Consider the following 21438-nt stretch of genomic DNA (forward strand, 5'->3'; position numbering starts at 1 on the left):
GGTTTGGACTTATTATTGGCGCAAATGGCTGGGGCGATGCTAGCGGGAATCGGGGCTGTTAGCCAAGGGTTTGAATTTGTTGGGCTTTTGAGGCTGGTTTCACGTGTTCTGGCTCTATCGCGAGGCCAGTGTGCTCTTCGTGGGAGATTCTATGGTTTGCAGCAAGCCAGTTTTCCACCTTTGGTGACATATTCGTCCTGATTTTTCATCAGGGCGAATGCCACCCGTGCAAGCTTTCTAGCCAGGATTACCAGCGCTTGTGTCGTTGCTTTACCGGCTTTCCGATACTGTTCGTAGACGTCTTTCCAAGCAGCCGATCGGCTCGCCGCCATGGCGGCGTTATGCAATAGACGCCTAATCTCCGAGCAGCCTCGTTTCGTCAGGCGGCGGCGTCCACTCTTCTGCCCTGAATCACTGACTCGTAGATCCATTCCCAGGAATGCAATATACGAGTCACTGCTTTTGAACTCGCCCCGCATAAAGGCCATCACCAATGCCGTAGCGGTGAGAAAACCAATGCCCTCTATTGCTTGGCAGCGGGCAACTTGTTCATGCAGGCCAGCTTCTCGCAGCACCTCCTTAATCTTCTTTTGGATCAGCAGATCCAGCCGGTCTATGGATTTTACAAAGGTTTTGAAGGCGGCTTTCAACAAGGCTTCATTAGCCCAGCTCTGCGTCATTGCAGTGCGAGCAGTCACCAAGGCCGATCTACGTCGAAGAAGGCTCTGTAGCTTGCCGTAGACGGCGGGAGGAGGAGTCCAAGGGCGAAGGTCTTCCCCCTCGTTTTTCAAAAACCGGGACAGCAGCCGAGCATCAGAAGGATCCGTTTTTACTCGTCCACCCACGCTTTTCCGGTAGTTGCTCAGCTGGAATCCATCAATGACATACACCTCGAAGCCCAGGCTATGAGCCAGTTCAACCAGATCGAGGTGATAAACATTAGTCGCCTCAACAGCAATAGCCGTGTTGAGGGGCTGTTGCTTCAGCCATCTTTTGATTTCGAGTTTGGAGTTTTTCAGCCTGATGACCTCATCGCGATCATCGTGATGAATCACCAGTTCAGCTTTCGCGACATCCGCACCCACGATCAGCTTGCCAACCTGCATTGCCATGGGCGCTTCCTCACGTTATGGTTTTTGGGCTTGAAGGGGTTTCACCAAGAGGCGCTGGCTTGCTTCTATCGTCGCTTGCAAACGATGCATTCTTTATCGGCGCTTTGGTGGAAGGGGTGGGGCGATGTCTCCCACGGTCTGTACTGATGCGAACAGTCAGAATCGGGCATTTAGTCCCACCACCCCTTCAAGTCTAACCATACAAGCGGGCTTGCCCCGCGATAGGGCCGCTACTGCCTCAGCGCAAATCAGCCTCGGGCACCGTCATCTGCCGCGCAATGTGCTCCGGCCGCCACTGCTGGCGCGCCACCGCCAGCACCTCGGCCGGGCTGGCCCCCGCCAGTGCCGGATCGGTCTGCTGCCCCAATGCCCGCAATGCTCGCAGCAGCAACGGCGTCGCCTGGTCCGCCTCAAGTGGCGGCGAGCGATACGACTTGCCCAACTTGTGCCCGTCGGGCTGCACGATCAATGGAATGTGCAGGTAACGCGGCTGCGAGAACCCCAGCAGCTCCTGCAGGTACAACTGGCGGGGCGTGTTGTCCAGCAGGTCGGCGCCGCGCACGATGTCGGTAACGCCCTGCCACGCATCGTCCAGTACCACCGCCAACTGGTAGGCATAGAGCCCGTCACGGCGCTGGATGACGAAGTCGCCCACCTCGCGCCCCAGGTGCTGTTCGAAGCTACCCTGGACGCGATCCGTGAAGCGGTAGATCAGTTCCGGTACGCGCAGGCGAATGGCCGCGTCTTGCCGGGGATGCCCGGCATTACGGCAAAAGCCTGGGTAGATACCGTCGTACCCTTCCAGTTGCTTGCGCGAACAGGTGCAGGCATAGGCCAGGCCCATGCTGAACAAACGGTCGACCACGGCGGCGTAGGCCTCGTGGCGCTGGCTCTGGAACACCACTTCGCCGTCCCACTCCAGGCCGTAGCGCTCCAAGGTCTGCAGGATCGCATCGCGTGCCCCGGGCATTTCCCGAGGCGGGTCGGTGTCTTCCATACGCAGTAACCAGCGGCCATCGACCGCGCGGGCGTCGAGCCAGGAGGCGAGGGCGGCTACCAGCGAGCCGAAGTGCAGAAAGCCGCTGGGGGTGGGGGCGAAGCGGCCGATGTAGCGGGAGTCGTTCATGGATTGCACAGCTATATAAATGAAGACGGGGCGTACCGATTGCAGGAGCGGGCAAGCCCGCCTCCACAACCAGTACGCCCCGTCTGCGAGGTTCTGGAATCAGCCTTTACCGACAGTCTTTTCCTTCTTCTCGGCAATTTCCTTGCAGTCGAAGCACAGGTCGGCGGTCGGGCGGGCTTCTAGGCGGCGCAGGCCGATCTCGATGCCACAGGAGTCGCACCAGCCGTACTCTTCGTCCTGAATCTTCTGCAGGGTCTTGTCGATCTTCTTGATCAGCTTGCGCTCACGATCGCGGTTGCGCAGTTCCAGGGCGAACTCTTCTTCCTGGCTGGCACGGTCAGCCGGGTCTGGGAAGTTGGCAGCTTCGTCCTTCATGTGGTCTACAGTGCGATCGACACTCTGCATGAGCTCGCCTTTCCAAGCATTGAGAAGCTTGGTGAAGTGCTTCTTCATGGGCTCGCCCATGTACTCTTCGCCCTTGGTCTCTTTATAGGGCTCGACACCGTACATGGTCTGACCGGATTTTTGCTTTTCTACGGTGGACATGAATAGACCGCCTCTCACTCATCTGATCCAATGCGCAGGCTTGCTTCCATCGCCGGCACCCGCCGGCCCTGCGACTGCGAGCCGCCGAACTTACCAGATAGATCCGGGGTGCGCTACCCCGTCCTATGCCTGCTATTGACAGCAGGACGGGCGGCACGTTCGCTGCGGCGCACAGGTAGAATCACCAGTTTAGACCCAATTGAGAGAAGGCCCATGGCTCAGCCACACAGTGCGCGCAGTCGCGCCATCGAACCCTTCCACGTGATGGCCCTGCTGGCGCGTGCCAACGAGTTGCAGGCTGCGGGCCACGACGTGATCCACCTCGAGATCGGCGAGCCGGACTTCACCACCGCCGCGCCCATCGTCGCCGCGGGCCAGGCTGCCTTGGCCGCCGGGCACACCCGTTACACCGCTGCCCGCGGCTTGCCGCAACTGCGTGAGGCAATCGCCGGGTTCTATGGCCAACGCTATGGTGTGGCCCTCGACCCGGAGCGCGTGCTCATCACCCCGGGCGGTTCCGGCGCGCTGCTGCTGGCCAGCAGCCTGCTGGTCGATCCGGGCAAGCACTGGCTGCTGGCCGACCCGGGCTACCCGTGCAACCGTCACTTCCTGCGCCTGGTCGAAGGCGGCGCGCAGCTGGTGCCGGTGGGGCCGGAGGTCAATTACCAGCTGACCGCCGATCTGGTCGAGCGTCACTGGGACAAAGACACGGTCGGTGCCCTGGTGGCGTCGCCGGCCAACCCGACCGGCACGGTGCTCGACCGCGACGAGCTGGCCAGCCTTTCCAAGGCCACCCGCGAGCGCCATGGGCATCTGGTGGTGGACGAGATCTACCACGGCCTCACCTACGGCATGGATGCGCCGAGCGTGCTGGAAGTCGACGATGAGGCTTTCGTCCTGAACAGTTTTTCCAAATATTTCGGCATGACCGGCTGGCGCCTGGGCTGGCTGGTGGCGCCGCCGTCGGCGGTAGCGGACCTGGAAAAGCTGGCGCAGAACCTCTACATCAGTGCTCCGAGCATGGCCCAGCATGCCGCGCTGGCCTGCTTCGAGCCGCAAACCCTGGCAATCCTCGAGGAGCGCCGCGCCGAGTTCGCCCGCCGCCGCGACTACCTGTTGCCGGCATTGCGTGAGTTGGGCTTCGGTATCGCGGTGGAGCCGCAAGGCGCCTTCTATCTGTATGCCGATATCAGCGCGTTCGGCGGCGATGCCTTCGCATTCTGCCGGCACTTCCTCGAAACCGAGCACCTGGCATTCACCCCGGGGCTGGACTTCGGTCGTTACCAGGCCGGCCACCACGTGCGCTTTGCCTACACCCAGAACCTGCCACGTCTGGAGGAGGCGGTGCAGCGCATCGCCCGTGGCCTGAAAAGCTGGCAGGGCTGACGGATGCTGTTTCCGCAACTGGAACAGGCGCGCCTGCTGCGCCGCTATAAACGCTTCCTGGCCGATATCGAACTGGCCACCGGCGAGCAACTGACCATTCACTGCCCCAACACCGGCTCCATGCTCAATTGCATGCGCGAGGGCGGGCAGGTGTGGTTCAGCCGCTCCAACGACCCCAAGCGCAAGCTGCCCGGTACCTGGGAGATCAGCGAAACGCCCCAGGGACGGCTGGCCTGTGTCAACACCGGGCGCGCCAATGCGGTGGTGGAGGAAGCGCTGCGGGCCGGGGTGATCACGGAGCTTGCCGGGTTCACCACGCTCAAGCGTGAAGTGGCGTATGGCGAGGAACGTAGCCGTATCGACTTCTACCTGGAGTTCGCCAATGGCGACAAGGCCTACGTCGAGGTCAAGAGCGTGACCCTCGGTTACCCCGATACCGCCGTGGCGGCGTTCCCCGACGCCGTCACCCAGCGTGGGGCCAAACACCTGCGCGAGCTGGCCGCCCTGGCACGCCAGGGCATCCGTGCGGTGCAGCTGTATTGCGTGAACCTGACCGGCATCGAGGCCGTGCGCCCGGCCCAGGAGATCGACGCCGCCTACGCCCAGGCACTGCGCGCCGCGGTGGCGGAAGGGGTCGAGGTGTTGGCTTATGGCACGCGCCTGGATGCCCAACAACTGGTCATCGACCGGCCACTGCCGGTATTGCTCAATCCGTAAGCCAGATGCCCTGGCTGTCTTCCCGGCAGTCCAGGGCTTCCAGCCATTCGCCCGCGCAGGGGCCAGTAATGCATTCGCCGCTTTCTATCAGGAACTGGGCCCCGTGATGGGCGCACTGGATCAGGCTCGCGCTGTCATCGAGAAAGCTGTCCGCCGCCCAGTTCAGCGGGATGCCCCGGTGCGGGCAGCGGTTGCGATAGAGGTGGACCGTGCCCTGGCGGCGCACGCCGAACAGCGCTATGCCGGCTACGCTGAAGGCGCGGCTGTGGCCCTCGGCGAGGTCGTTGGAGGCGCAGAGAAAATGCATCGCAGCGGAGTCTTCCGGTTAAGCCGTGTGACAAAGGGATGGCTTGACGCTTCAATGCGAATAATTATCAAATTGCCCGCATTCGTCGCGCCAGGCTGTCTATGGTGCGCACTTGTGCCGCCCGCCACAAGGTGTGCTGCCCGCCCTCTGCAAAGGAATCCGATGATGCGCCGTCCCGCTGCCTTGATTGCCCTGTGCGCCGGTCTTGCCCTATCTACCCACACCATGGCCGCCGAGCTGCCACAGCGCTGGGTGAGCGCCGGCGGTGCCTTGAGCGAGTGGATCAGCGCCCTGGGCGGTGAGCAGCGTCTGGTCGGCGTCGACACCACCAGTCAGCATCCCGAGTCGCTCAAGGCGCTGCCCAGCATCGGTTACCAGCGCCAGTTGTCGGCCGAAGGCATCCTCAGCCTGCGCCCTGACGTGCTGGTGGGCACCGAGGAAATGGGGCCACCGCCGGTGCTGGCGCAGATCCGCAACGCCGGGGTGCGGGTCGAGCTGTTCTCCAGCAAGGCCGAAGTGGGCGCGGTTGACGAGAACCTCAAGCACCTGGGGGCATTGCTTGGCGACGAACGCAAAGCCGAGACGTTGGCTGCCGATTACCGCCAGCAACTGGAGGCGTTGCACAAACAGGTCGAGCAGGCCCAGGCCGGGCAGAAGGCGCCTGGGGTGTTGCTGCTGGTCGGGCATGCCGGCGCCAAGCCGATGATCGCCGGGCAGGGCACTGCCGGGGACTGGGTGCTGCGTCAGGCGGGAGGGCACAATCTTGCCGATCACCAGGGCTACAAGAACTTCTCGGTGGAAGCCCTCGCCGCGCTGAATCCGGACGTGGTGGTGTTCTCTGACCGTGCCCTCAGCGGTGAAAAGGCCTTGCAGGCACTGATCAAGGAAAACCCGGCCCTGGCGACGTCCCGCGCGGTGCGCGACAAGCGCCTGCTGTCGCTCGACCCGACGTTGCTGGTCGGCGGCCTCGGCCCGCGCCTGCCGGCCACCCTGCATGAGCTGGCCGCCAGCTTCTATCCCGCCGCCAAGGCCAGCCTCAATCCATGATGCCGCGGGTTCGACCACGTACGTTGTTCATTACCCTGGCCTTGCTGTGCCTGCTGGCGGTGTGGTTGTCGCTGGCGCTGGGGCCGGTCAGCCTGCCGCTGTTCGATACCCTGCGCGCCGGCCTGCGCCTGGTCGGGTTGCCGGTCAGTGGCGAGGGCCTGGAGCAGGCCGAGATGATCCTCGGCCAGATCCGCCTGCCGCGAACCCTGCTGGGGCTGGCGGTCGGCGCGGTGCTGGCATTGTCCGGCGTGGCGATGCAGGGGTTGTTCCGCAACCCGCTGGCCGATCCGGGGCTGGTCGGTGTCGCCAGCGGCGCCGCCCTGGGGGCCGCGGTGGCGATCGTCGGCGGCAGTTGGCTGGGCGGCATTGCTGACTGGTTCGCGCCTTATCTATTGTCGTTGTGTGCCTTCGTCGGCGGCCTGGGCGTGACAGCGATGGTCTATCGCCTGGGGCGCCGCGACGGCCAGACCAACGTGGCGACCATGCTCCTGGCCGGTATCGCGATGACCGCGCTGGGCGGCTCGGCGGTGGGCCTGTTCACTTACCTGGCCGACGACGCCACCCTGCGCACCCTGACCTTCTGGAACCTGGGCAGCCTCAACGGCGCCAGCTACGAGCGACTGTGGCCCTTGCTGCTGGTGGCGGCAGCCGTGGCCTTGTGGCTGCCGCGCCGGGCACAGGCGCTCAACGCGTTGCTGTTGGGGGAGTCGGAGGCCCGGCACCTGGGTATCGAGGTCGAAAAGCTCAAGCGCGAGCTGGTGTTCTGCACCGCGCTCGGCGTGGGGGCGGCGGTTGCCGCGGCCGGCCTGATCGGCTTCATCGGCCTGGTGGTGCCGCACCTGGTGCGGCTGGTGGCGGGGCCGGATCATCGGGTGCTGCTGCCGGCCTCGTTGCTGGCGGGCGGTACCTTGCTGCTGTTCGCCGACCTGGTCGCACGCCTGGCCCTGGCCCCGGCAGAGTTGCCGATCGGCATCGTCACCGCCTTTATCGGGGCGCCATTCTTCCTGTTCCTGCTGGTGAAGGTGCGCAACTGATGCTCGACGTCCAAGGGCTGTCCCTCAAGCGCGGTGGCAGCCAGGTGCTGCACGACATCAACCTCACGTTGCGGCCAGGGCAGGTGCTGGGTGTGCTCGGGCCCAATGGCGCCGGCAAGAGTAGCCTGCTCGGCGCCCTGTGTGGCGAACTGGCGCCCAGCGCCGGGCGCGTGCAGCTCGATGGGCGCGGACTGGACGCCTGGTCGGGCCAGGCGCGGGCCCGGCGCCTGGCGGTACTGCCGCAGGCGTCCAGCCTTGGCTTTGCCTTCAGTGTCGCGGAAGTGGTCGGCCTCGGCCGCCTGCCCCATGCCAGCGGCCGTCAGCGCGACCGGGAAATCGTCGAGGCGGCGCTGGCGGCGGCGGATGCTCAGCACCTGGTCGAGCGCAGCTACCTGGCGCTGTCCGGGGGGGAGCGCCAGCGCGTGCACCTGGCGCGGGTGCTGGCCCAGCTGTGGCCGGGCGAGCCCGGCACCACGCTGTTGCTGGATGAACCCACTTCTGCGCTGGACCCGCTGCATCAGCACACCACGCTGCAGGCGGTACGCAGTTTCGCCGACCGAGGCGCGTCGGTGCTGGTGATCCTGCATGACCTGAACCTGGCGGCGCGCTACTGTGACCATATTCTCTTGCTGGAGCAGGGCCGCAGCCATGCACTGGGCACACCGCAACAAGTGCTGACTCCGACGGCGCTGCGGGCGGTGTTCGGCATCGACGTTCTGGTGCAACCTCACCCGGAGCGCGGCCATCCGCTGATCATCACTCGCTAGGAGCCATTCGCCATGCGCCATCCCTTGCTGTCCGGCTTGTCCATCTGTTTGGCGCTGGCGCTCGGCGGTTGCCAGGCGAGCCTGCCGCCCGTGCCGGCCTGGCAGGGGACCGAGGGCCGCGACAACGTCCAGTTGGGGCAGATCATCGAATTGTCGACCGGCCAGCCATTGAGCCCTGGGCAGCTGGTCCAGCGCCTGGCCGATGCGCCACGGGTGCTGGTGGGTGAAAAGCACGACAACCCCGACCACCACCGCTTGCAACTGTGGCTGCTGCGCGCCTTGGAGAGCCGCCGCGCGCAGGGCAGCCTGCTGCTGGAAATGCTCGAGCCGCAACAGCAGGCGCTGGTCGATGCGCAGAAGGGCAAGGTAACGCCTGCCGCCGACCTGCCGAAGGCGCTGGCCTGGCAACCTGGCTGGGATTGGGCGCTGTACGGGCCTATCGTGCGCGAGGCCCTTGGCCAGCCATACCCGCTACTGGCGGCGAACCTGTCGCCCGATGAAATCCGCCAGGCCTATCGCCAGCCAGCGACACCACCTGGCGAACGCTCCAATGCGCCGGCAGTGGTGCAGGCGTTGCTGGTACAGGTGCGTGCCGGCCACTGCAATCTGCTGCCGGAAAGCCAGCTACCGGCGATGCTGGCGGTGCAGCAGCAGCGTGACCGGCGCATCGCCGAGCGCTTGCTGGCCGCGCCGCAGCCGGCGCTGTTGCTCACCGGCAGCTACCATGCGCGCAAGGATCTCGGCGTGCCGCTGCACCTGGCCGACCTCGACGCCAAGCCCGAGGACAAGGTGCTGTTGCTGGCGGAAGTGGGGGAAACGGTCGAGCCGGCCATGGCTGACTTCGTCTGGTACACACCGGCGACACCGGAGCAGGACTACTGCGCCCAACTGCGCAAGGGCCACTGAATCGCAGGCAAAAAAAGACCCGGCAAAAAGCCGGGTCAATAACCGTGATTAGCCTGATGAGGAGATAATCTGAGCGTCCGAACCAGGGAGCATTCAGGTTACCCAACCGGTCTCGCGACCAGTTGTGATAATCATAACGATTCTCATTTCGGAGTCAATGCCTTTGCACAATTATTTTTCGTTCTTTTGTGATTGGGCTGGGCACTTGGCATCGAGCTGCTGGTTCAACGCTTGTTTGCGTTCGACCGGCAGGTCATTCCAGTGCATGTCCAGCAGGGCGCCCTCGATGGCGTACAACAACACCTTCGAAGCCCGGAATCCTCGCGTTCTTACGGCCTGATAGGCACCCACCGCGCCGAGCCGGCGCAGGTCCGATGCACTGTGGATGCCGACAGCATGCAGCCATTGCGCGGAGGTCTTGCCAAGGTTTTTCAGATGCTGCAATTCATCGTTCATCGAGCCTCCTTGCGATGGCTGAACGGGTCGTGGGGATAAATCGCGAGCAGGTCAATGAGGAGTGTAGCGGGGGTTGTGGATTACGCGGCCTTTTGCCATCGGGGCCGACGGGATGTAGCGTTCTGGCTGGACGGGAGCGGGCAAACGTGGGAGCGGGCTGGCCCCGCGACGGCGATCGCAGGGGCTGATGCTATCGCGGGGCAAGCCCGCTCCCACGTGTATCCGTTCCCGCAAGGCTCGTGGCCACAGCCTTGTGCAGGCCAGGCGCTTACCCGTGGCGTGGGCTGCGATAGCGCATCCGCGTCCCGAACTTCACCGACATCAGGATCTCGTCGGCACTCAGCTCGGCCGGGAAATACGTCCCGGAGATTTGCGCATGCGCCAGGCTCGCCCCTTCCAGGCCATTTTCCCGCAGGTCCAGCCCACGCAGGTCGGCGGCGCGGAAGTAGGCATCGGTGAAGTCGATGCCACGCACATCCAGGTCGCGCAGGTCCAGGCCACGGAAATCACCGCCGCGAAAGTCGATGAGCGAGTCGGTGGGCTTCTCGCGGTTGAACGCCGCGATCTTCTCGTCGCGGATCATCGCAAACAGTACGTTGTCCAGCTGACGGGGTTGATTCATGGCGGCGCCTCCTCCGTGGGGTGTGATGATATTGTAATGCCATCGCTGGAGGGGCGCCGGACTTCAGGCGTGAACTGTCGACTGCTTCACGCCTGGCGGGTCAGAGGCCGGGCAGGCGTTGGCGAATCTGCTCGATCACCTTGTTCATGTTGTTGGCGTCCTGGGTGTCGACGCGGGTGCTTTGCGCCAGTTCCTCGGCATCCAGCGGATCGCGGCTGGCCTGTTGCGCCTTGACCACCTCCAGGGTGGCGTCCGACGGGTCGACGGCCTCGGCCTGGCGTTGCGCCAGCCAGCTGGCGATCACCGCGTCCGGGGCTTGGCAGTCGAGGATCAGGAACGGCACGCCGGTCTCGCTGGCGACCTCGGCCGCTGCCTTGCGCTGCTCATGCTTGAGGTAGGTGGCGTCGAGTACCACCGGGAACCCGGCGTGCAGGATGATCGCTGCCAGCTCGTGCAGGCGCTGGTAGGTGGCAACGCTGGCCTGCTTGTCGTAGATGCCGGCCTCCAGATGACCGGCATCGGCCGCCGATTGCTTGCCGAACAGGCGCTTGCGCTCGACGTCCGAGCGCACGCGCACTGCGCCGAGCGCCTCGACCAGGCGCATCGCTACGTGGCTCTTGCCCACCGCCGAGACGCCCTGGGTGATGGCCAGCAGGCGCGAAGGGATGGCGCTGTAGCTCTCGGCCAGGTTGGCATAGTTGCGGTAGGTGCGCAGGGTGGTGGCGCGCTGCACGCCATCGGCCTCGGCCGGCATGCTGAACAGCGCGACCTTGGCCCGCACCAGGGCGCGGTAGGCCTTGTAGAAATTCAGCAGCTCCAGGCCCTGGTAGTCGCCGGTCAGCTCCAGGTACTGGCTGATGAAGCGCCGCGACAGGCACTTCAGGCCGCGGTCCTCGAGGTCCATGGCCAGGAAGCCGACGTCGGCGTAGACGTCGGTCAGGCGGAAGGGCTCGTTGAACTCGATGCAGTCGAAGATCACCACCTGGCCGTCGATCAGGGTGGCGTTGCCCAGGTGGATGTCACCGTGGCATTCGCGGATGAAGCCATTGGCCTTGCGCGCTTCGAGCAGGCCGTGCAGGCGCTTGAAGCTGTCCTGGGCCCAGGCTTGCAGTGCGTCCAGTTGCTGCAGGTCGGCCTTGTCGCTGAGGAACGGGCGGATCTGTTCGAAGTTCTGCTCCACCGGTGCCATCACCGCGTCCGGGGTGCCCAGGGGGTGTTCGACCGGCACCTTGGGCGCCTGCAGGTGGAACTCGGCGATCTGCCGGGCCATCTGGTCGATATGGCCGGCGTTCAGCTCGCCGTTGGCCTGCAGGGTGCTGAGCATCTGGCCCTGGGGGAACTGGCGCATCTTCAGCGCGTATTCGATCGCCGGGCCTTCGCCGTCGATCTGCGGCGCTTCGACGCTACCGGTGATCGGCAGCACTTCCAGGTACAGACCTTCGGTCAGGCGCTGGTTCAGGCGCAGCTCTTCGTTACAAAAATGCCCGCGCTGGTCGAGGCCGGTGAAGTCGAGGAAGCCGAAGTTCATCGGTTTCTTGATCTTGTAGGCAAACTCGCCGGTAAGCAGGACCCAGGAGATATGCGTCTCGATGAGCTCGAAGCCCGCGACAGGGTGCGGATAGAGGGCGGGGTTCTGTAGCGCGCTGATCAGGGCTTGGCTCACGGATCATCCTTCAGGGGTCAGGGAATTCGAATCGAACATTATGGTCAATGGTGCCGTCCCTGCAAACCGCCGAGGGGCGTCTGCCTCCCTTTTCCAAAGTGCGTATAATCCGCCGCCATGACTCGTACCCGAAATTCCCGCACTCCTAAAAAACGCCCGACCGGCCGTGCCCGTGCCTGGCTGGGCTGGGCGCTCAAGCTCAGCCTGGTCGGCCTGGTACTGATCGCCGGCTTCGCGGTCTACCTCGACGCCACTGTCCAGGAGAAGTTCTCCGGCAAGCGCTGGACCATCCCGGCCAAGGTGTATGCCCGGCCGTTGGAGCTGTTCGTCGGCCAGAAGCTGAGCCGCAACGACTTCCTCACCGAGCTCGATGCCCTCGGCTACCGTCGGGAAAGCGCGGCCAACGGCCCGGGGGCGGCGTCGGTCAACGGCAATACCGTCGACCTCAATACCCGTGGCTTCCAGTTCTACGAGGGCATGGAGCCGGCGCAGTTCGTGCGCGTGCGCTTCTCCGGCGATTATGTCGCGGGCCTCAGTGGTGCCAACGGCGGCAAGCTCGACGTGGTGCGCCTTGAGCCGCTGATGATTGGCGGCATCTACCCGAAGAACCTCGAAGACCGCATCCTGATCAAGATCGATCAGGTGCCGCCGTATCTGGTGGAAACCCTGATCGCCACCGAGGACCGCGACTTCTACAGCCACTTCGGCGTGTCGCCCAAGTCCATCGCCCGGGCCGTCTGGGTGAACACCTCGTCCGGCGCCATGCGCCAGGGCGGCAGTACCCTGACCCAGCAGTTGGTGAAAAACTTCTTCCTCACCAACGAGCGCAGTCTCAGTCGCAAGCTGACCGAAGCGATGATGTCGCTGCTCCTGGAAGTGCACTATGACAAGCACGAGATCCTCGAGGCCTACCTGAACGAAGTGTTCATCGGACAGGACGGCCAGCGCGCCGTGCACGGCTTCGGTCTGGCCAGCCAGTTCTTCTTCAGCCAGCCGCTGCAGGAGCTCAAGCTGCACCAGATCGCCCTGCTGGTGGGCATGGTCAAGGGCCCGTCCTACTACAACCCACGCCGCCACCCCGAGCGCGCCCTGCAACGGCGCAACCTGGTGCTCGACCTGCTCGCCGAGCAAGGCGTGGCCACTCAGGACGTGGTCGACGCGGCGAAGAAGATGCCCCTGGGCGTGACCAAGCGTGGCAGCCTGGCCGACAGTTCGTTCCCGGCCTTCCTCGACCTGGTCAAGCGTCAGCTGCGCCAGGACTACCGCGACGAAGACCTTACCGAAGAAGGCCTGCGCATTTTCACCAGTTTCGATCCGATCCTGCAGATGAAGGCCGAAACCGCCATGAGCGAGACCTTCAAACGCCTGGCCGGGCGCAAGGGCGCCGACGAAGTCGAGTCGGCGATGGTCGTCACCAACCCGGAAACCGGTGAGGTGCAGGCGCTTATCGGCAGCCGCCAGTCGGGCTTCGCCGGTTTCAACCGTGCCATCGACGCGGTGCGGCCGATCGGTTCGCTGGTCAAGCCGGCGGTCTACCTGACCGCGCTGGAGCAACCGAGCAAGTTCACCCTCACCAGCTGGGTGCAGGACGAGCCGTTCTCGGTCAAGGGCGCCGATGGCCAGGTATGGCGGCCGCAGAACTACGACCGCCGCCCCCATGGCACCATCTACCTGTACCAGGGACTGGCCAACTCCTACAACCTGTCCACCGCCAAGCTGGGCCTTGAAGTGGGCGTGCCCAACGTGATCAAGACCATCGGTCGGCTGGGCGTGCAGGTCGATTGGCCGGCGTTCCCGTCGATGCTGCTGGGCGCCGGCGGCATGTCGCCGATGCAGGTTGCGACCATGTACCAGACCATCGCCAACGGCGGCTTCAACACGCCGATGCGCGGTATCCGCAGCGTGCTCACCGCCGAAGGCGAGCCGCTCAAGCGCTACCCGTTCCAAATCCAGCAGACCTTCGACCCAGGCTCGATCTACCTGGTGCAGAACGCCATGCAGCGGGTGATGCGCGAAGGTACCGGGCGCTCGGTATACAGCGTGCTGCCGAGTTCGCTGACCCTGGCCGGCAAGACCGGCACCAGCAACGACTCGCGCGACAGCTGGTTCTCCGGCTTCAGCCAGGACCTGCTGGCGGTGGTCTGGCTGGGCCGCGACGACAACGGCAAGACGCCGTTCACCGGAGCCACCGGCGCGCTGCAGGTGTGGACCAGCTTCATGAAGAAGGCCGACCCGCTGCCGCTGGACATGCCGCAGCCGGACAACGTGGTGCAGGCCTGGATCGACCCTTACAGCGGCCAGGGTTCCGACGGCAGCTGTCCGGGAGCGGTGCAGATGCCGTATATTCGTGGCAGTGAACCGCCCGCAGGCGCCGCCTGTGGCGGCGAGCAGAACCCGGCCGAAGAGGTGATGGACTGGGTCAAGGGCTGGATGAATTGAGCGCGAGCTTCTGAAGAGGGTGTGAAGTGAACAAGTGGTGGATTCCTGCCGTGGCGGCAGTGACCGTTCTGCACGGCTGTACCAGCGTCCCGCGTGGCAATATTCCGGTGGTCGATTCGAGCACCCGGGTCTCCAACAGCGAGCGCGTCTCGGCCAACCGCACGTCGGCTTATCCGACCAGCGGCGGCAGCAGCCAGGCCCAGTCATTGCCGGAAGACTCCGGCGTCACCGTGATGATCCCGCAAGGGACAGGCGGCGCGCCGATCCAGTCGTTCCCGGCAGGCACGGGCCCCGCACCGATCAGCACCGGTCCGATCACCCCGGGCCCGGTCAGCAGTGGGCCGATCACGACCAACCCCAACCCGATTGCCGACGAACCGTTCGACATCGCCTCGATGAGCAACCCGGCGCCGGTGACCAGCGCCCCGACCGGTATTCCGCGTGGCAACGCGTCCAGTGGTGGCTTGTCGGCCGACGAGCAGCTAGACGGCCCGGTGCTGGCCTTGCTCACCACTGCCCAGCAGCAGCAGGGCAGCGGCGACTTCAACGGCGCCGCGTCGAGCCTGGAGCGTGCCCAGCGCATTGCCCCGCGTGAGCCGCAGGTGTTGTTCCGCCTGGCCCAGGTGCGTCTGTCCCAGGGCGATGCCGCGCAGTCCGAGCAACTGGCGCGCCGTGCCCTGACCTACGCCAACGGTCGCCCAGACCTGCAGGCCCAGCTGTGGAGCACCATCGCCCAGGCCCGTGAAAAACAGGGTGACAGCGCAGGTGCCGCCCTGGCGCGGCAGAAGGCGCGGGTCAACCTGTGATGGAGCAGCGCATTCTCGATATTGCCGACCAACTGCTGTTGATCGAGCAGGAGCTCAAGGTCCAGGGCTGGTGGAGCGACGCCACCCCCAGTGCCGAGGCGTTGGCCAGCGTGGAACCGTTCGCTGTGGACCGCATGGCCTTCGAACAGTGGCTGCAGTGGATATTCCTGCCGCGCATGAAGCTGATCCTCGAGCACGGGCACCCGTTGCCCAACGCCTCGGGCATCCTGGTGATGGCCGAGACGGTGTTCGTCGACCGTCCGGAACAAAGCCGCGAGCTACGGCGTTTGCTCGCAACTTTCGACCAATTGATCGCGCCTTCCGCCTGATTTCTACCGTTTTTCCTTCAAGGGCCGCAGATTGTGGCCCTTTTTTATGGAAATCTTATTTTTCCTGCTGCTGCTCGCGCCATTAGTGGTGGTGAGAATTCATCTTGATGAAAAATTGGCAATAATTTCTCTTGACTTGTGAGCGCCGAATCACAAGAATCCAGATTCCGCTGTAGAGGGACTGCCAGAAGCAGACCCGCTAAGCAGATCATGAGGCGCACACCCGCGCCGACTTGTAACACCCCGCAACGCGTTACCTCGCGCTGGGTGGGAAGGCCCGCAACACACCAGGGTATTCCCAATACTTGCTCAGTCAGTGCTGACGTTCGCTCATGCTCTGCTTGGCAGTAAACCTAATAAGACCCGCTCAGTGAGGGCGGTATTCTGGCGTTTTAGAGGTGAACAACGTGGAGCTCTTATCCGGCGCTGAAATGGTCGTCCGCTTTTTGCGCGACGAAGGCGTTAAGCACATCTACGGGTACCCTGGCGGTGCTCTCCTTCATGTTTACGATGCCTTGTTCAAGGAACCGGAAGTCCAGCACATCCTGGTTCGTCACGAGCAGGCTGCCACCCATATGGCGGACGGTTACGCCCGTGCCACCGGCAAGGCCGGTGTGGTACTGGTGACTTCCGGCCCAGGCGCGACCAATGCCATCACCGGCATTGCCACCGCCTACATGGATTCCATCCCGATGGTCATCCTGTCTGGCCAGGTGCCCAGCACCATGGTCGGCACCGATGCGTTCCAGGAAACCGACATGATCGGTATCTCCCGGCCGATCGTGAAGCACAGCTTCATGGTCAAGCACGCCTCGGAAATCCCCGAAGTCCTGAAAAAAGCCTTCTATCTGGCGCAGTCCGGCCGTCCCGGTCCGGTCGTGGTCGACATTCCAAAAGATATGACCAACCCGGCCGAGAAGTTCGAGTACATCTACCCGAAAAAGGTCAAGCTGCGTTCCTATAGCCCGGCCCTGCGCGGCCACTCCGGGCAGATCCGCAAGGCTGCCGAAATGCTCCTCGCGGCCAAGCGCCCGGTGGTCTACTCCGGCGGCGGCGTGATTCTCGGCGGTGGCTCCGAAGCCCTGACCGAAATCGCCAAGTCGTTGAACCTGCCGGTCACCAACACCCTCATGGGCCTTGGTGGCTACCCGGGCACCGACCGCCAGTTCCTCGGCATGCTCGGCATGCACGGCAGCTACACCGCCAACCTGGCCATGCATAACGCCGACGTGATCTTCGCTGTCGGTGTGCGTTTCGACGACCGCGTGGTCAACGGCCCGGCCAAGTTCTGCCCGAATGCCAAGATCATCCACATCGACATCGACCCTGCGTCGATCTCGAAAATGATCAAGGCCGACGTACCGATCGTCGGTCCGGTCGAGAGCGTATTGAGCGAAATGCTCGGCATCCTCAAGGAAATCGGCGAGCAGCCCGACAAGGCGGCGCTCGACGCCTGGTGGAAGCAGATCGACGAATGGCGTGGCGACGGTGAGCTGTTCCCCTACGACAAGGGCGACGGCAATATCATCAAGCCGCAACAGGTCATCGAGACCCTGTGCGAAGTGACCAAGGGCGATGCCTTCATCACCTCCGACGTGGGCCAGCACCAGATGTTCGCGGCGCAGTACTACCGCTTCAACAAACCCAACCGCTGGATCAACTCCGGTGGCCTGGGCACCATGGGCTTCGGTTTCCCGGCGGCCATGGGCATCAAGCTCAACTTCCCCGATCAGGACGTGGCTTGCGTCACCGGTGAAGGCAGCATCCAGATGAACATCCAGGAGCTGTCCACCTGCATGCAGTACGGCCTGCCGGTGAAGATCGTCAACCTGAACAACGGTGTGCTGGGCATGGTTCGCCAATGGCAGGACATGTCCTACAACGGTCGCCACTCGCACTCCTATGTCGAGTCGCTGCCGGACTTCGTCAAGCTGGCCGAGGCCTATGGCCATGTGGGCATTCGCATCACCAGCCTGAAAGACCTCAAGCCGAAACTGGAAGAGGCTTTCGCGATGAAGGACCGCCTGGTGTTCATTGACATCGCGGTCGACCGGACCGAGCACGTCTATCCGATGCAGATCAAGGACGGCTCGATGCGTGACATGTGGCTGAGCAAGACGGAGCGTACCTGACATGCGGCACATCATCTCCCTGCTGCTGGAAAACGAACCTGGTGCCTTGTCTCGCGTGGTCGGCCTGTTCTCCCAGCGCAACTACAACATTGAAAGCCTGACCGTGGCGCCGACCGAAGACCCGACCCTGTCGCGTCTGACGCTGACCACCGTTGGCCATGACGAAGTGATCGAGCAGATCACCAAGAACCTCAACAAGCTGGTCGAAGTGGTCAAGCTTGTCGACCTGTCGGAAAGCGCCCACATCGAGCGCGAACTGATGCTGGTCAAGGTCAAGGCCACCGGTGCCCAGCGCGCCGAGATCAAGCGCACCACGGATATCTTCCGTGGCCAGATCGTCGACGTGACCGCCAGCGTGTACACCGTGCAGCTGAGCGGCACCAGCGACAAACTGGACAGCTTCATCCAGGCCATCGGCACCGCATCGATTCTCGAAACCGTGCGCAGTGGCGTCACCGGCATTGCCCGTGGCGACAAAGTGCTCAGCATCTAACTTCAAAAATAGCGATGGCTCCACAGGGGCCGAGATATAACCAGGGGTATTTTCATGAAAGTTTTCTACGACAAAGACTGCGACCTCTCCATCATCCAGGGCAAGAAAGTCGCCATCATCGGCTACGGCTCCCAGGGTCACGCCCAGGCGTGCAACCTGAAGGACTCCGGTGTGGACGTTACCGTCGGTCTGCGTAAAGGCTCGGCCACCGTTGCCAAGGCAGAAGCCCACGGCCTGAAAGTAGCCGACGTGGCCACCGCCGTCGCTGCCGCCGACCTGGTCATGATCCTGACCCCGGACGAATTCCAGGGCCAGCTGTACAAGAACGAGATCGAGCCGAACATCAAGAAAGGCGCCACCCTGGCCTTCTCCCACGGTTTCTCGATCCACTACAACCAGGTCGTTCCGCGTGCCGACCTCGACGTGATCATGATCGCACCGAAGGCGCCGGGCCACACCGTGCGCTCCGAGTTCGTCAAAGGTGGCGGCATCCCTGACCTGATCGCCATCTACCAGGACGCCTCGGGCAACGCCAAGAACGTCGCCCTGTCCTACGCCGCTGGCGTTGGCGGTGGCCGTACCGGCATCATCGAAACCACCTTCAAGGACGAGACCGAAACCGACCTGTTCGGTGAGCAGGCCGTTCTGTGCGGCGGTACCGTCGAGCTGGTCAAGGCCGGTTTCGAAACCCTGGTCGAAGCGGGCTACGCCCCGGAAATGGCCTACTTCGAGTGCCTGCACGAGCTGAAGCTGATCGTTGACCTCATGTACGAAGGCGGTATCGCCAACATGAACTACTCGATCTCCAACAACGCCGAGTACGGTGAGTACGTCACCGGCCCTGAAGTCATCAACGAAGAATCCCGCAAGGCCATGCGCAACGCTCTGAAGCGCATCCAGGACGGCGAGTACGCGAAGATGTTCATCAGCGAAGGCGCCACCAACTATCCTTCGATGACCGCCAAGCGTCGCAACAACGCCGCTCACGGCATCGAGATCATCGGCGAGCAACTGCGTTCGATGATGCCGTGGATCTCGGCCAACAAGATCGTCGACAAGACCAAGAACTGAGTCTTGCGTCGATAATGAAAAACGCGGCTTCGGCCGCGTTTTTTCGTTTGCGCGGTCAGCTTCTGGTATAAAGCGACCAGTGGCTCGCTGTCAGAACCGTTTTGCAGAGCCCATGTCGAACATATTCCACCCTGTTGCAAGGTACTTTTCATGAGCGAACGTCCCGAAGAGCCGAACAAGCCCTCCGACGCCGAAAGCCTGCTACCTGTCGATGAGCACGTTGAAGAAGGCCACGACGCCGAAGGGCGCAAGGTGCGTCACCGCGGTATCTATCTGCTGCCCAACCTGTTCACCACCGCGAACCTGTTCGCCGGCTTCTATTCCATCATCAGCTCGATGAGCGCGCAGAGCGCCCTGAGCGCGGGTGATCCACGCGAGGCGAGCAAGTACTTCGCCTTCGCCGCCATCGCCATCTTCGTCGCCATGGTCCTCGACGGCCTCGACGGTCGCGTGGCGCGCATGACCAATACGCAAAGCGCCTTCGGTGCCGAGTACGACTCGCTGTCGGACATGGTCGCCTTCGGCGTGGCCCCAGCGCTGCTGGCGTTCGGCTGGGCCCTGGGCGACATGGGCAAGGTCGGCTGGATGGTCGCCTTCATCTATGTGGCCGGCGCGGCCCTGCGCCTGGCGCGCTTCAACACCCAGGTCGGCACCGCCGACAAGCGCTACTTCATCGGCCTGGCCAGCCCGGCGGCGGCCGGCGTGGTGGCCGGTACCGTCTGGGCGTTCAGCGACTATGGCATCCAGGGTTCCAAGCTGTCGTTCCTGGTGGCTTTGCTGGTGGCTGCCGCCGGCATGCTGATGGTCAGCAACATCAAGTACAACAGTTTCAAGGAGCTCGACCTCAAGGGCCGCGTGCCCTTTGTCGCGATCCTCGCCGTGGTGCTGGTGTTCGCCGTGGTATTCAGCGATCCGCCGCGCATCCTGCTGCTGATCTTCCTCGCCTATGCTGCATCGGGGCCGATCCAGTTCCTGTTGCGGGCGCGCCGTCGCAAATCCTGACAAGGATTTAATCGCGGAATAACCTGCCGGCTCCATAGTCTTACGTGTACATCAGCTACCCGTACTGTGGAGCCGCCATGCTCATCAAGCTTCCCCGATCCAGCGACTGCAAGTCGTCCGAGACCACCCCCGAAGGTTTCTACCTCTCCCGTCGCAAGCTGCTGGGCGCCAGCCTCGCAGGTGCAGCCCTGGGCGCCTTGCCCCGGTTGGGCGCCGCGGCGGAGGTTTCCCGCTATGCCGATGTCGAGGCGGGCAGCGCGCCAGGCTGGTTCAGCGACAAGCTCGGCGCCACGCGCTGGCAGGCGGTCACCGTCAGCGGCGAGGCCATCACGCCGTTCAAGGACGCCACCCACTACAACAACTTCTATGAGTTCGGGCCCGACAAGGGCGATCCGGCGGCCAATGCCGGCAGCCTGAAGACCGAGCCGTGGAGCCTGGTGGTCGATGGCGAAGTCGCCAAGCCCGGGCGTTATGCGCTGGAGGACTTCGTCAAACCGTACCAGCTCGAGGAGCGCATCTATCGCCTGCGCTGTGTGGAGGCCTGGTCGATGGTGATTCCCTGGCTGGGCTTCCCGTTGGCCGAGGTGCTCAAGCAGGTCGAGCCAACCTCCAAGGCGCGCTATATCCGTTTCGAAACCCTGGAAGACTCCAAGAGCATGCCTGGGCAGCGCTCCGGCTTCGCCCTGATCGACTGGCCGTATGTGGAGGGCTTGCGACTGGACGAGGCGATGAACCCGCTGGCGATTTTGGCGGTTGGCATGTATGGCCGTGAGCTGCCCAACCAGAACGGCGCGCCGCTGCGCCTGGTGGTGCCATGGAAGTACGGCTTCAAGAGCATCAAGTCGATCGTGCGCATCAGCCTGGTGGCCGAGCAGCCTGCGACTACCTGGCAGGGTTTGGCGCCGGACGAGTACGGCTTCTATGCCAACGTCAACCCGACGGTCGACCACCCGCGCTGGACCCAGGCCCGCGAGCGGCGCCTGCCCAGCGGGCTGTTCAGCCCCAATGTGCGCGATACGCTGATGTTCAACGGCTATGCCGATGAAGTGGCGTCGCTGTATACCGGCCTCGACCTGCGGAAGAACTATTGATGCGCTATCCGTGGCTGCGCCTGGCGATCTTCGTGATCGGGTGCCTGTTTCCCGTGTGGTGGTTGTATGAGGCAGCCATGGGGTCGCTCGGCCCGGATCCGGGAAAGATCATGGTCGATCGCCTTGGCTTGGGGGCGCTGGTCTTCCTGTTGATCACCCTGAGCATGACACCGCTGCAGCGGTTGACGGGGTGGTCGGGGTGGATCGTGGTACGGCGGCAGCTGGGGCTGTGGTGCTTTGCTTATATAGTGCTGCACCTGACGGCGTACCTGGTGTTCATCCTGGGGCTGGACTGGGGGCAGTTTGGCGTCGAGCTGCGCAAACGGCCTTACATCATTGTCGGTGCATTGGGTTTTCTTGGCTTGCTGGCGCTGGCGGTCACTTCC

The 21438-nt window shown here is 63.6% G+C and carries 22 protein-coding genes (1 of these 22 only partly in view); 15 read left to right on the forward strand and 7 right to left on the reverse strand.

The features are described 5' to 3' along the window. Positions 1-149: 149 nt before the first annotated feature. The 3 genes from KHO27_RS25380 to dksA form a co-directional block, all read right to left on the reverse strand. The gene (locus KHO27_RS25380; RefSeq protein ID WP_110701043.1) at positions 150-1112 is read right to left on the reverse strand and encodes an IS110 family transposase; all 963 of its coding nucleotides are present in this window, start codon (positions 1110-1112) and stop codon (positions 150-152) included. Between the two features lie 238 nt (positions 1113-1350). Then, positions 1351-2238, reverse strand: coding sequence for a tRNA glutamyl-Q(34) synthetase GluQRS (gluQRS, locus tag KHO27_RS25385; protein WP_214500951.1), 888 nt, complete (start codon positions 2236-2238; stop codon positions 1351-1353). A gap of 99 nt (positions 2239-2337) precedes the next feature. Then, positions 2338-2784, reverse strand: coding sequence for an RNA polymerase-binding protein DksA (gene dksA, locus KHO27_RS25390; protein ID WP_110701722.1), 447 nt, complete (start codon positions 2782-2784; stop codon positions 2338-2340). A gap of 213 nt (positions 2785-2997) precedes the next feature. On the opposite strand from dksA, the gene KHO27_RS25395 reads away from it, so the two are divergent. Continuing rightward, complete coding sequence (locus KHO27_RS25395) at positions 2998-4170, forward strand: pyridoxal phosphate-dependent aminotransferase (protein WP_214500952.1); 1173 nt, start codon at positions 2998-3000, stop codon at positions 4168-4170. Between the two features lie 3 nt (positions 4171-4173). Beyond that, entirely contained in the window at positions 4174-4887 is a 714-nt protein-coding gene (gene sfsA, locus KHO27_RS25400) for a DNA/RNA nuclease SfsA (protein ID WP_110701720.1), read from the forward strand. Here sfsA and KHO27_RS25405 read toward each other — a convergent pair. Next, entirely contained in the window at positions 4877-5194 is a 318-nt protein-coding gene (locus tag KHO27_RS25405) for a Rieske (2Fe-2S) protein (protein WP_023631907.1), read from the reverse strand. The genes sfsA and KHO27_RS25405 overlap by 11 nt on opposite strands. A 162-nt stretch (positions 5195-5356) precedes the next feature. On the opposite strand from KHO27_RS25405, the gene KHO27_RS25410 reads away from it, so the two are divergent. Genes KHO27_RS25410 through KHO27_RS25425 form a run of 4 tightly spaced genes read left to right on the forward strand, consistent with a single transcriptional unit; the run spans position 5357 to position 8948 of the window. Further along, on the forward strand, positions 5357-6241 hold the full coding sequence (locus KHO27_RS25410) for a heme/hemin ABC transporter substrate-binding protein (protein WP_214500953.1): 885 nt from the start codon (positions 5357-5359) through the stop codon (positions 6239-6241). Positions 6242-6291: 50 nt separating this feature from the next. Further along, entirely contained in the window at positions 6292-7275 is a 984-nt protein-coding gene (locus KHO27_RS25415; RefSeq protein WP_178082060.1) for a FecCD family ABC transporter permease, read from the forward strand. Beyond that, positions 7275-8042 (forward strand): heme ABC transporter ATP-binding protein, encoded by a 768-nt coding sequence (locus tag KHO27_RS25420; RefSeq protein ID WP_110701714.1) that lies wholly within the window; start codon positions 7275-7277, stop codon positions 8040-8042. The genes KHO27_RS25415 and KHO27_RS25420 overlap by 1 nt, the downstream gene beginning before the upstream one ends. Positions 8043-8054: 12 nt before the next feature. Further along, the gene (locus tag KHO27_RS25425; RefSeq protein WP_110701712.1) at positions 8055-8948 is read left to right on the forward strand and encodes a ChaN family lipoprotein; all 894 of its coding nucleotides are present in this window, start codon (positions 8055-8057) and stop codon (positions 8946-8948) included. Positions 8949-9119: 171 nt separating this feature from the next. Here the strand turns inward: KHO27_RS25425 and KHO27_RS25430 are convergent, their stop codons facing one another. The 3 genes from KHO27_RS25430 to KHO27_RS25440 form a co-directional block, all read right to left on the reverse strand. Next, entirely contained in the window at positions 9120-9404 is a 285-nt protein-coding gene (locus KHO27_RS25430; protein ID WP_046854091.1) for a TfoX/Sxy family protein, read from the reverse strand. Between the two features lie 268 nt (positions 9405-9672). Then, positions 9673-10026, reverse strand: coding sequence for a pentapeptide repeat-containing protein (locus tag KHO27_RS25435; protein ID WP_102683213.1), 354 nt, complete (start codon positions 10024-10026; stop codon positions 9673-9675). 100 nt (positions 10027-10126) lie between these two features. Continuing rightward, positions 10127-11689, reverse strand: coding sequence for a bifunctional aminoglycoside phosphotransferase/ATP-binding protein (locus KHO27_RS25440; protein WP_102683214.1), 1563 nt, complete (start codon positions 11687-11689; stop codon positions 10127-10129). Positions 11690-11806: 117 nt separating this feature from the next. Here KHO27_RS25440 and mrcB point away from each other — a divergent pair, with 117 nt between their 5' ends. From mrcB to msrQ, 9 genes are all read left to right on the forward strand, one after another. Further along, positions 11807-14128 (forward strand): penicillin-binding protein 1B, encoded by a 2322-nt coding sequence (gene mrcB, locus KHO27_RS25445; RefSeq protein WP_102683215.1) that lies wholly within the window; start codon positions 11807-11809, stop codon positions 14126-14128. A 26-nt stretch (positions 14129-14154) separates the two neighbouring features. Further along, positions 14155-14934: a tetratricopeptide repeat protein gene (locus tag KHO27_RS25450; protein WP_110701708.1), complete on the forward strand. Its 780-nt coding sequence runs from the start codon at positions 14155-14157 to the stop codon at positions 14932-14934. Continuing rightward, the gene (locus KHO27_RS25455; RefSeq protein WP_102683217.1) at positions 14931-15263 is read left to right on the forward strand and encodes a YqcC family protein; all 333 of its coding nucleotides are present in this window, start codon (positions 14931-14933) and stop codon (positions 15261-15263) included. The genes KHO27_RS25450 and KHO27_RS25455 overlap by 4 nt, the downstream gene beginning before the upstream one ends. A gap of 407 nt (positions 15264-15670) precedes the next feature. After that, on the forward strand, positions 15671-17395 hold the full coding sequence (locus KHO27_RS25460; protein WP_214500954.1) for an acetolactate synthase 3 large subunit: 1725 nt from the start codon (positions 15671-15673) through the stop codon (positions 17393-17395). Position 17396: 1 nt separating this feature from the next. Beyond that, complete coding sequence (gene ilvN, locus KHO27_RS25465; protein ID WP_003250040.1) at positions 17397-17888, forward strand: acetolactate synthase small subunit; 492 nt, start codon at positions 17397-17399, stop codon at positions 17886-17888. A 54-nt stretch (positions 17889-17942) separates the two neighbouring features. Beyond that, complete coding sequence (gene ilvC, locus KHO27_RS25470; protein ID WP_027917653.1) at positions 17943-18959, forward strand: ketol-acid reductoisomerase; 1017 nt, start codon at positions 17943-17945, stop codon at positions 18957-18959. Between the two features lie 150 nt (positions 18960-19109). Continuing rightward, positions 19110-19961 (forward strand): CDP-diacylglycerol--serine O-phosphatidyltransferase, encoded by an 852-nt coding sequence (gene pssA, locus KHO27_RS25475; RefSeq protein WP_028691215.1) that lies wholly within the window; start codon positions 19110-19112, stop codon positions 19959-19961. A 77-nt stretch (positions 19962-20038) separates the two neighbouring features. Next, positions 20039-21052, forward strand: coding sequence for a protein-methionine-sulfoxide reductase catalytic subunit MsrP (gene msrP / locus KHO27_RS25480; RefSeq protein WP_214500955.1), 1014 nt, complete (start codon positions 20039-20041; stop codon positions 21050-21052). Continuing rightward, positions 21052-21438, forward strand: partial view of a protein-methionine-sulfoxide reductase heme-binding subunit MsrQ gene (msrQ, locus tag KHO27_RS25485; protein ID WP_110701704.1) — the 5' portion only. The gene runs 222 nt beyond the window's last position; the window shows 387 of its 609 coding nt (coding positions 1-387); its start codon is at positions 21052-21054; its stop codon lies beyond the right edge, outside the window. The genes msrP and msrQ overlap by 1 nt, the downstream gene beginning before the upstream one ends.

The organism is Pseudomonas sp. RC3H12 (genome assembly GCF_018596375.1).
Classification (GTDB): domain Bacteria; phylum Pseudomonadota; class Gammaproteobacteria; order Pseudomonadales; family Pseudomonadaceae; genus Aquipseudomonas.

Bases quoted from the DNA above. Each gene is read 5' to 3' on its own strand.
- KHO27_RS25380 (WP_110701043.1), bottom strand. From the start codon at position 1,112: ATGGCAATGCAGGTTGGCAAGCTGATCGTGGGTGCGGATGTCGCGAAA.
- gluQRS (WP_214500951.1), bottom strand. From the start codon at position 2,238: ATGAACGACTCCCGCTACATCGGCCGCTTCGCCCCCACCCCCAGCGGC.
- dksA (WP_110701722.1), bottom strand. From the start codon at position 2,784: ATGTCCACCGTAGAAAAGCAAAAATCCGGTCAGACCATGTACGGTGTC.
- KHO27_RS25395 (WP_214500952.1), top strand. From the start codon at position 2,998: ATGGCTCAGCCACACAGTGCGCGCAGTCGCGCCATCGAACCCTTCCAC.
- sfsA (WP_110701720.1), top strand. From the start codon at position 4,174: ATGCTGTTTCCGCAACTGGAACAGGCGCGCCTGCTGCGCCGCTATAAA.
- KHO27_RS25405 (WP_023631907.1), bottom strand. From the start codon at position 5,194: ATGCATTTTCTCTGCGCCTCCAACGACCTCGCCGAGGGCCACAGCCGC.
- KHO27_RS25410 (WP_214500953.1), top strand. From the start codon at position 5,357: ATGATGCGCCGTCCCGCTGCCTTGATTGCCCTGTGCGCCGGTCTTGCC.
- KHO27_RS25420 (WP_110701714.1), top strand. From the start codon at position 7,275: ATGCTCGACGTCCAAGGGCTGTCCCTCAAGCGCGGTGGCAGCCAGGTG.
- KHO27_RS25425 (WP_110701712.1), top strand. From the start codon at position 8,055: ATGCGCCATCCCTTGCTGTCCGGCTTGTCCATCTGTTTGGCGCTGGCG.
- KHO27_RS25430 (WP_046854091.1), bottom strand. From the start codon at position 9,404: ATGAACGATGAATTGCAGCATCTGAAAAACCTTGGCAAGACCTCCGCG.
- KHO27_RS25435 (WP_102683213.1), bottom strand. From the start codon at position 10,026: ATGAATCAACCCCGTCAGCTGGACAACGTACTGTTTGCGATGATCCGC.
- mrcB (WP_102683215.1), top strand. From the start codon at position 11,807: ATGACTCGTACCCGAAATTCCCGCACTCCTAAAAAACGCCCGACCGGC.
- ilvN (WP_003250040.1), top strand. From the start codon at position 17,397: ATGCGGCACATCATCTCCCTGCTGCTGGAAAACGAACCTGGTGCCTTG.
- ilvC (WP_027917653.1), top strand. From the start codon at position 17,943: ATGAAAGTTTTCTACGACAAAGACTGCGACCTCTCCATCATCCAGGGC.
- pssA (WP_028691215.1), top strand. From the start codon at position 19,110: ATGAGCGAACGTCCCGAAGAGCCGAACAAGCCCTCCGACGCCGAAAGC.
- msrP (WP_214500955.1), top strand. From the start codon at position 20,039: ATGCTCATCAAGCTTCCCCGATCCAGCGACTGCAAGTCGTCCGAGACC.